The organism is Neobacillus drentensis (genome assembly GCF_036966985.1).
In the GTDB taxonomy this organism is placed as follows: domain Bacteria; phylum Bacillota; class Bacilli; order Bacillales; family Cytobacillaceae; genus Neobacillus; species Neobacillus drentensis_E.
Genome location: NZ_JBALSN010000054.1, coordinates 1 through 7,230 on the forward strand (window position 1 = coordinate 1; position 7,230 = coordinate 7,230).

Consider the following 7,230-nt stretch of genomic DNA (forward strand, 5'->3'; position numbering starts at 1 on the left):
GCTGCGGATACATCCCCAAAAATGCGGTGGCATCACGGAAGGTTTCTTGATATGTGTTTTTGGCGATCATGACCCGCTCAGACTCATCCCATTCCGTCACAATAAATGGTGCATTCGCCTGTCGCTGAACCCCTAAAACCCATTCGGCATAATAGGTAATAGAAATCTGCCTTTGCTCCGTAGTCTTGTTTTGCAGCTTCAACTTGATGATTTTAACCGGATCCTCTAATGGTACATATACCAGCATTTCGTGTTTAATGCCGTTCCTTTCGTGATCAAACTTTGTAAATCCTTTGCCATGCGTTATTTTATATGGCTCGTTTGAATGGTCTGCGGATGGTGCTACTGACCAGACCTGACCACTTTCCTCATCTCTTAAATAGGCTGTTTCCGTGGGGGGATCAAGGACGGGATCATTGGACCATGGCGTTAGCTTGCATTCACGGCTGTTCTGCCACCACGTATAACCCGTTCCCATTTCGGAAATGAGACAGCCAAAACGAGGATTGGACAGGACATTAATCCACGGCGCCGGCAAGTGATTTCCATTTTTAATCATAAGCCGGTACTCTTTTCCATCGGGGGAAAACCCGCCCCACCCGTTGAAAAATAACCAATCTTTCGTTTCCACTTGGAAGGTTTGACCAGAAAAAACGTACTTATTTCTTGCAGAAGACACCGGATTAAGTTGATCCGGCAACCCATTCTCCGTTTCAGACCTAAGCGGTTCATTTTCTGTTTCAACCTTAGGCAATCGCATTTGCGTTTCTATACTAGCACCGCCTGCGCGGAACTCGACACGAGCAACGGCCATTAACAATGCTTTGTCCTCCGCAGCCAATTGATTAGAGGCAATCACATATACACCAGATAAACCTGCCCCAAATCGATCCACTCCATGTTCTGCCGCCTGCTGAAGTGCTTCTTGCAAGAATTGTTGATAGCCTTCCTCCGATTCGTTAAGGAGAACAAGGTCGAATAAAAGACCAAGTCTCCTTATGTATTCATGACCTGTTAACATTTTTACAACGAACGGCATTTGGCTTCGGTCTTCAATTCGGACAAGGACAATCGGTCGATCCCCAGATACCCCAAAACTCCATAGTCCAGACTGACCTTTTGTATTGATTAAAATATTTTCTCCTCGGCCTTCTTTAAGCGGAGGAGTATATAAAATATGACCTGCCAGCCTTTGGAAATCAGTTGCCTCTCGATTCGTTAAATGCAGATTACGAATTTCAATCTGTCCTCGGTTCCATGATAATTGAAACGCCCGTTCCACTGCTTGATTAGGAGCAAACTTACGGACAATTTCGATTGCATCTTCCTTTGTCTCACTAACCGAAGTGACGGCCACTAATCGAATTTCCTTGCCAGGTTCAATACAGATCCGCCGTCTCATCACAAAGGCTGGATCGGCCACTGAACCAACCTTACCACGAAGGCGAGACCGGATTCCTTGGGGATTGGATAGCCGATAGCCCCGGCCAATAAAGCTAGCGCGGTCGGTTTCAAATTCAACCGATCCAAGCGTATTACCCTCCACCATGAGTGAATGTGCTGACCAGAGAGTCTGGTCCTTTGCTTCACGAGGTCTTCGACCAGCGATAAGGCATCCTGATCCAGCATCGAAAGCCGTCCGAATAAAGAGTTTGCTAAAGGCAGTATGGGCAGCATCTGCAATTGGATTGGACAAAGCAAGCTCAACAAAAGTAGTAACCTCCAAAACTTTTGCTTCCTCACCGCTATTGGTTAATGTTATTCTACGCAGCTCCGCATTCCATTCCGATGAAACGCAAATCTCCATACTTGTCTTAACCTCTCCATCCTCCCGCATATACGTAGCGCGATCTAATTCAAATTTTACGCGTTGTTCTGAAGAATTCACTCGGCATGGTTGGTACGACGGCGACCATAATTTATCTTGGGAGATATCCCTTATATAAACATAGCTCCCCCATGGATCCATTACCGGGTCCTCGCGCCATCTAGAGAGCAATAAACCTTTGTACTGGCTAAAACCACTACCAGTATTCGTTACCACTGTTGTGAACGAACCATTTGATAGAACGCTGACCTCAGGAACCTTTGTGTCAGGTGAAATATATTCTCTTACAGTTGGAACATCCTGAGCAGTTTTGGAATAAGGCTTGTGCACACGTCCCAAGGCTGGATGCTTAATATACTTCGGCGTTTTAGGAATCCGCTCTTGTAAAAGTAATTCTGCTGAACGGATTTGTTTGTTCCGATGGAATCTCTCTACCATTGTTTTTGGCAGCAATAGGTTCGCCAGGGTTAGGAAACTCATCCCTTGATGATGGGCCATAAAACTTTGAATCACCTGATGTTGCTTACCATTAGGGAGCCGTTCTTGCGTAAAATCCATTGCTTCATAAAAGCCATATTTACCTCGACCATTTAACTGCTCTATTTTTTTCAAAGTATCTAAAGCCTGATCCTTTGCAAATGGCAGAGCCATGATCGTGGCGTACGGAGCAGTCACTAAATCTTGTTCAAGTCCCCGTTTAAATCCGAGACCCGGAACACCGAAGGCCCGATACTGGTAATTCATTTGATAATCAAACGCATAATAGCCTGACTCAGAAATCCCGAATGGCACTCCTCGCTGGTGTGCGTATTGAATTTGGCGATCCACAACCGCAGCATACGTCTTTTCCCACAAGGTATTTCGATAGGTCCTCATTAACAGCCATGGCATTAAAAATTCAAACATGGTTCCAGACCAGGACAAGAGGACGGGCCGTTTCCCCACTCTTGTCATCGTTCTTCCAAGTACATGCCAATGGGACACAGACACTTGACCAAGCGCAATCGCGACAAAGCTAGCAATTCTTGCCTCAGACGCCATTAAATCATATAGCACCTCATCCTGTGTATTTCGATCAGCATGGTATCCTAAGGAAAAAAGATTAGCTCTATGATCAAATAGTGGCTGGAAATTGGTTTCCTCAATCAATTTTTCGATCCGTTTAAGCAACACATGACCCCTATCGCGCCAAATAATATTTGCCTTCTTACCACTTCGTTGTCTCGAGATATCTGGTGCGATTTCTTCGGAAAAAGCAGTTTTCAGCTTTTCATCGTTATGAAAGTGGTAAATCGGAGTTTCCTTTTTATCAAAAGATTCTAGCCACTCAGCTAAGCCTTCCTTTACCGTAATCAGACAGCCGACTAAATTTCCTGAATCAACTGTTGATATATACTTCGGCGATAACGGGTTCAGTGTTTCCGTGTCATACCAATTGTATAAATGCCCTTCCCACTTTTCCATCCGCTCAAGTGTCTCCAATGTCCGCTCCAACCGCAAAATTAATCCAGGGGTATCAATAAACGCAAAATCCCTCGCCGCTAAAGCGCAGGTAAGATACATCCCGATATTGGTAGGAGAGGTTCGATGCGCTACCCCGTTCGGCGGTTCCATTTGCACATTGTCTGGCGGCAGCCAGTTCTCTTTTTCGGTAACAAAATCTTCATAAAAAGACCATATTTGCTGAGCCAGGTTCGTTAATTCTTCTAGCTCCTCTTCCGAAAAAGCCATACGTTCCTGTGGAGACGGCTGATCGAGCCACCTTATGACAAGTGGAGCACATATCCACATCACAGTTAATGTAAGCCCAATGATCTGCACCACTGCATTTTCATTAATTAAGGTTGCCGCCAAGAACAAAAGACAAAGAACATAACCTCCTAACATGGATTGGAGCAAAGGAGTCCCCTTCTGTTCGCTATTGCGATTCACTTCATCCGTTGAGACCCACTCGAGCATCCGTTTTTTTGAAAACAATAAACGATACAACGATCTCACAATCGCATCGAGCAAAAGGACTATTTGAAAGGGCAAGGTAACAATCCCTAACAAGACTTGAGCCGCCGTGTTTAAAATACTACGCAGATTCATTACACTTGTCTGAAAGGTAACAAGCTGGCGAAGAACCGGCAAGAACCATGTCGCAATCACCAATGCGATCCAGCGTAAAGGTGATCCCGGAAGGATCGTGACTGTTAATAGAAGGGTAACAAATAGTGACGTAGACATTAGACTCCGCCGTATATTATCAATGATCTGCCATTTAGTCAGTACAGACAAATCGACTGGCAGAAGTTCACCTCTTCGATTCTTCACTCTTGGCAGCAACCACAGTAATAGCTGCCAATCTCCTCTTACCCAGCGATGCAGCCGCTTTTGAAAGACGATAAACTTCGAGGGATAATGATCAATTAATTCAATATCAGAAAGTAGGCCTGCACGCAGGAAACTTCCTTCAAGTAAATCATGACTCAACACCCGGTTATCCGGAATCCGTTCACATAGCACTTGATAAAACGCATCCACATTAAATATTCCTTTTCCGGTGAAAATCCCCTGACCCAGTGCATCTTGATACGGATCAGAAACGGCAAACGCATATGGGTCAAATCCTGGATCTGCTGAAAATAGACTGGCAAACCGTGATTTCATTGAGGCCTCATGACTCATACTGAGTCTTGGTTGAAGCACCCCGTATCCCTCGATTACTCTTGTCTTTGTATCATTTAGGATCGGTTGATTATAGGGTAGATGCAGCGTCCCAATCATTCGCTGGGCGCTTTCCAATGGAAGCTGCGTATCTGAATCGAGAGTAATGATATAACGCACATCCTGAAGGATTGTCAAATCGGCTTTTATTAAAGCAAAGCTGGTATCCTTTCTCCCTTTTAGAAGCTCTACAAATTCGACTAGCTTTCCACGCTTTCTCTCCCATCCCATCCAAACACCCTCTGACGGGTTCCATTGCCGCTTTCGCTGAAAGAGATGAAAGTTTGTGTTGGAATAGGTAGTTCTTAGTCGTTCAATTTCTTTTTTAGCCGCTGTTAAAATGACTTCATCCTGTTCGAGAGACTCTGTCTCCGCATCCTTGAAGTCGCCAAGTAACGCAAAGTGGAGATTGGAATCCCGATTCGCCAAATAATGCAATTCAAGCCGGTCCGTCAACTCCTTTATTTCTGTTGGTGATGACCAGATGACTGGAATCACCACCATCGTTTTCGCATCAGCGGAAATTCCTTTTGAAAAATCAAATCTCAATAATGGGACTGGACTTTTGACTCGTTCAATGAACCAATGAGCTGAAGTAACCGCCCATTCTGTCACTGGGAACAAAAGAGTTCCTAGAATAGCAAGCCATTGAAGCGGTGTAAAAAATTCATCCCAACCTATCCAGATTGAAAAGCCAATCAAGAACACAACGAAGTATACTGCTAACATATTAAAATACGTCCCTGTGGCTCGGCGCATTAACCCTGTTTCTGGGATAGCTCGTGGCTTACCACACATCTTTAAGGCTTGTCTCAATTGCATCATGCCATTGGGATCTAATAAGTAATAGGCAACAAATAATTGACGATTTTTATCCTTGCTATATTTTTCGTTAAGTTCCTTTCCATTTGTATCTGCTCCTTCCTCGCTATTTTCCTGTTCTTGCGATGCCTCACTTGATAGTTTCTCTCCATATTTATCAGCGAGCTCCACTGCCTGTGCTGCCACAAGATTTTCCGGCAGATTAAAACGTCTCGAAAGCCTCTCGACCCTCTTTCGGAGAGTATCACGACTAGAGAAATCAAGTTGCGCATAAAGGCCGGTCCTCTCTTTCCTTAGTGATTGCTCAACCATGCTAATTTGCTCAAAGGTTTCCTTCCAGTCCCATCGAGAAAGCTTACGCAAGCTAGTGATCAGGTTACCTGTCGTTACTTGAAAGGCTGCTTGGAGCTGATATTCATATGACAATATGTGATCAAGGCTCTCTGGTCCATTCTCCAATTTGCAAATGAGCCATTCACCGACTGTTGCTGTATAATCAGCTCGTTCGCGCAGATGTTTTACCAAATGGACAATCATCGGTCCAGAAAGAGGCATTTCTTGTCCAGCGTCCTCTAATACTTGCTTCAGTTTTTCTGGTGTGATCTCCGTGGTCTTGATATCGGAAAGTAACTTTTCAACCAACACACAAACATCGCGTCTTTCCTTAACTGTATCCATGATTTCGGCCAACCGACGAATCAAAGCCACCCTCATAATAAGCGGCACAGCCCAAGCCTCACCCATTGTCAGTACGGAAACTTCCTGATAAGACTGGAGATAGGAAATATATGAATCCATATCTAAATGCCCGTCGTTAAATTGAAGATAGTCTGTACAAATAGAATAAACTCTAGAATCCCCCGTTTTTTTTAGGCGGGGTAAAGAGTTAACAAACTTTTTCTTTAACTCTTGGTTTACTACAAGCACCTGTTCTTCCAAAAATTCCGCGTTATCAAGTAACCAATCTTCGGCTGGCTGTGAACAGGATGAACGATTATCTCTTAAGTCGTTAACAAAGTTGCGCAATTTCTCAAAGTCCGACTCATTTGACCGTATAAAGCGTGTTGATTTCTTTCGACTTATGTAAGGATCGTGGGTTAATGCTGTTTTATGCGCTTCTTCTCTTAGCTGCTCTTTATTAAAAATCAAATTATTCCCCCCAAAAAAGCATTTTTCACCAAGGTATTATACTGATAAAAATTGCCCATTCTGGCAGGAAAATATGCAAAATAGTTCCATGGGGAATGTCAAGAGAAGGCATTTGAACTGTGCAACATGATCAATAAAGGCTTTTACCAAGCCGATCATCCCATGAACACGATTTTTCAAATGAAATGGAAGTCAATATGTAGGTTTGTGCTTGACTTTGATATTAAAACCTCATCACATAATAACCCCATTCTAAGAAAGAACGGGGTTAAAATAAAGTTTTTTATTTTTGATTTTAAATACTTCGTTTCTTTTTATTTTTCTGATGGCAATTCGTTAAAGAACATCATTAAAAGGAGTGAACTCTCTTTTACAATCTGGACATTTTCCTAAATATCTCTTTTGGTCAGCATTAACATAAAATCTAAAATGATTCCCCTTTTCACAATGTGTACATTTCCGGTACCCTTGTATATATCCACTTGCTATGTCGGGGATGTCACAATCGACAGAATACACAAGATAAGGTTTATCTGGTGTATAATGCGGTTTGTACATAAATGGTTTTAATTGGACTATTATTTTTTCCTCCTTTTAGTAAATAGTTTGGGTCAATACTTCATTTAATTTATATTATATTTTCTACATTTTTAATACCCAATTTTTTACAGTTATTCTCATAATTAAAACAATTGTTTATCACTTTTGCATGGGGCTTTTGG

General features: G+C 42.9%; 1 protein-coding gene. It reads right to left on the minus strand.

Annotated elements, in window-relative coordinates; all coding sequences use genetic code 11:
* Positions 1-6,508 (minus strand): glucoamylase family protein (locus V7659_RS03885; protein ID WP_335538245.1); only part of this gene is annotated, 6,508 nt, incomplete at its 3' end.
* Between the last annotated feature and the right edge of the window lie 722 nt (positions 6,509-7,230).